The organism is Streptomyces sp. URMC 126, assembly GCF_051386555.1.
GTDB lineage: Bacteria > Actinomycetota > Actinomycetes > Streptomycetales > Streptomycetaceae > Streptomyces.
Genome location: NZ_JBPQTX010000522.1, coordinates 1 through 2,908, shown reverse-complemented (window position 1 = coordinate 2,908; position 2,908 = coordinate 1). Strand labels below are relative to the sequence as shown.

General features: G+C 76.8%; 3 protein-coding genes. 2 read left to right on the top strand and 1 reads right to left on the bottom strand.

Annotated elements, in window-relative coordinates; genetic code table 11:
• Together ACSNOK_RS32235 and ACSNOK_RS32230 are read left to right on the top strand one after the other, a co-directional pair.
• On the top strand, nt 1-812 hold an 812-nt coding region (locus tag ACSNOK_RS32235), incomplete at its 5' end, for a hypothetical protein (RefSeq protein WP_436784336.1).
• Between the two features lie 145 nt (nt 813-957).
• Nucleotides 958-1,767 (top strand): DUF72 domain-containing protein, encoded by an 810-nt coding sequence (locus tag ACSNOK_RS32230; RefSeq protein WP_436784335.1) that lies wholly within the window; start codon nt 958-960, stop codon nt 1,765-1,767.
• Here the strand turns inward: ACSNOK_RS32230 and ACSNOK_RS32225 are convergent.
• A partial coding sequence (locus tag ACSNOK_RS32225) for a GMC family oxidoreductase (protein ID WP_436784334.1) occupies nt 1,715-2,908 on the bottom strand: 1,194 nt, incomplete at its 5' end. The genes ACSNOK_RS32230 and ACSNOK_RS32225 overlap by 53 nt on opposite strands.

Below are 2,908 nucleotides of genomic sequence, written 5' to 3'. Positions count from 1 at the left end.
AGTGCGTGGGAAAGCGCCTGGCCACAGCGCCTGTACACGGCGGCAGCGCGGGCGGCATGGTCAGTTGCCGGATCCCGCTGCCGCCCGAAGGCCACCTGGACGTCCACGTCGGGCACGGGGGCAAGGGCGGCGGGGGCGGAACCGGCCAGGGCCGCGGCGGCCCGGGGGGAGACATCGGCTCCAACGGAGGGGCCGGGCACGGCAACGACCCGGGGCAACCGGGCCAGTCCGGAGGATCCACCCGGATCGGCATCCTGGGCCCCTGGCTCACCGCGCACGGCGGCGAGGGAGGGCGAGGTGCCTCCCCGAACGACGCGGTGGCCGCCGGCGGCACCGGAGGCTACCGAGGAGCCTTCGGCGGATACGGGAGCCCCGGCGGGAACGGCGGGCCCGCTCGGAGCCACGGAGGCGCGGCCACCGCCGGCACGGCCGGCGAGTGCGTGGGAAAGCGCCTGGCCACAGCGCCTGGACACGGCGGCAGCGCGGGCGGTGACGGGCACGAGGGCTCCGCCGGGGCCTGGGGGGAGAACGGCGCGGTCGGGATCGGCGGCGAGGGGGGCTATTACCGCATCTTCCCCTACCACCCCAACGAAGGCACGGGTGGAGCGGCGGTCGCGCACGCCGGACACCACTACGGCGCGGGCGGCGACGGAGGCAGCGGCGGCGCGGGCGGCAAGGGAGGACGCGGCGGAGACGGCGGCCGTGTGGGCCTGTACGGCGACCGGGGCGTGTCCGGCGCGACCGGAGCCGGTGGGCACCGCGGGCATGACGGCACGAACGGCGGCATCATGATCACTTGGCTGAAGAAGTAGGCGCCACGGAGGCAGGAGGCACAAAGGTACGGCCCGTCCGGGAGCGGCGGCCCCACGGGCGCGCGGGGCCGGGGGCCGGCCGCCGGGCCCCGCCCGAAAGGCGGCCGGCCGTGAGACGGCCCGCCCGCCGGGGCAGGGATGCCCCATGCCCCTCCTCGTCGGAACCTCCGGCTGGCAGTACGCCGACTGGCGCGGCGGCCTCTACCCGGACGGACTGCCCCAGCGACGGTGGCTGGAGGAGTACGTCCGGCACTTCGCCACCGTCGAGAACAACAACGCCTTCTACCGGCTCCCCTCCCCGGAGACGTTCGCCGACTGGCGCGACCGCACGCCCGACGGGTTCGTGATGGCCGTCAAGGCCAGCCGCTTCCTCACGCACATCAAGCGGCTCCGGGACCCGGCCGAGCCCGTCGCCCGGCTGATGCGGCACGCGGCGGGCCTCGGCGACCGGCTCGGCCCCGTCCTGCTCCAGCTGCCGCCCACCCTGCGCGGCGACCCCGCGACGCTGGACGCGGCGCTCGCCGAGTTCCCGGCCGGCACCAGGGTGGCCGTCGAGCCCCGCCACCCCTCCTGGTGGACGGACGAGACACGGGCCGTCCTCGAAGACCGAGGCGCGGCCCTGTGCTGGGCCGACGCCGGCTCCCGGCCCGCCGGCCCGCTGTGGCGCACCGCCGACTGGGGCTATCTGCGCTTCCACGGCGGCCGGGCCCGGCCCTGGCCGCGCTACGGCCGGCAGGCCCTCACCGGCTGGGCCCGGCGGGTCGCCGACACCTGGCCCCGACGGGCGGACGTCTACGCCTACTTCAACAACGACCCCGGCGGGGCCGCGCCCCTCGACGCGGTGGTCTTCGCCCGGGCGGCCGTCCGCGCCGGGCTGGACCCGAAGGGCGGTCTCCCGGACGTCACCCCGACCGCGCGACGATCCCCGCCAGCGCGCGCTCGGCCAGCGCCGTGATGGTCAGCGACGGGTTGGCGCCGCCCACCGTGCCCGGCAGCAGTGAGCCGTCGACGACGTACAGCCCCGGCACGCCCTTGACCCGCCCCTCCAGGTCCGTCACCTTGCCGATCGCGCACCCGCCCACCGGGTGCGCCGTGAAGGGCGGGATCCGCACGGTCAGCGGCAGCGTGCCCGGGTTGGCGGCGATGACGCGCCGGCTGAACGCCAGGGCGGCGCGGGCCGAGGCCGCCGACCCGCCGCCCCAGCCCGTCAGCCGCACCCGGCCGGTGCGCGGGTCGGAGCGGAACGCCCCCCGGTGGTCGCCGTCCGCCGTCATGCTCAGCGTCACGACCGCCGGCAGCCCGTGGAACGCCGGCAGCACCCAGCTCTCCGCGCGCAGCGGCAGCCCCAGGCCGTCCGGGACGAACACCCCGGACGCGCACGGCGATCCCTGCGTCGCCCCGTGCTGGACGAGCGGCTGCGAACGGACGGTCACCTGATCGCCGTTGTCGCCGAACCCCTCCCCGAGAGCGGCCGGCAGGTCGGGCAGGCCGCCCCGGTCGCGGGCGGCGACCAGCAGCCGGTTGGTGTTCAGCGTGCCCGCCGCCACGAACAGCAGGTCGCAGGTGAACTCCTCGGTGCCCAGCACCGCCCCGCCGGGCGTCAGCCGGCGGACCTCCACCCGGAACCGGCCGTCCCCGCGCCGGCCGATCGAACGGACCTCGTGCAGCGGCCGCAACTGCACGTTTCCCGTGGCCAGGGCGGCGGGCAGATAGCTGCGCGTCAGGGACTTCTTCGCCCCGTTGCCGCAGCCGAAGTCGGACTGGCCGGCCGTCGCGGACAGCGGCACCCGGTGCGCCAGCTCGCCGCGCACCACCTCCCAGTCGAACGTCGAGTCGAGGGGCCCGGGCCGGAAGCCCGCCCGCGTCACCTGCCGGTCCCACACCCGCGAGTGGAGGAACGGGGTGGACATATAGACGTCGCGGGGCATCGGCGAGGCGCCCAGCATCGCGCGGGCGCGCGGGAACCAGGTGCGGACGAACTCCTCGTAGCGCAGCCCGGACGGGTAGAACCGCTCGAAGTACCGGCGCGGCGGCGCCACCGTCACCCCCGTGTAGACCAGCGAACCGCCCCCGACACCCGCCCCGCACCAGACGTC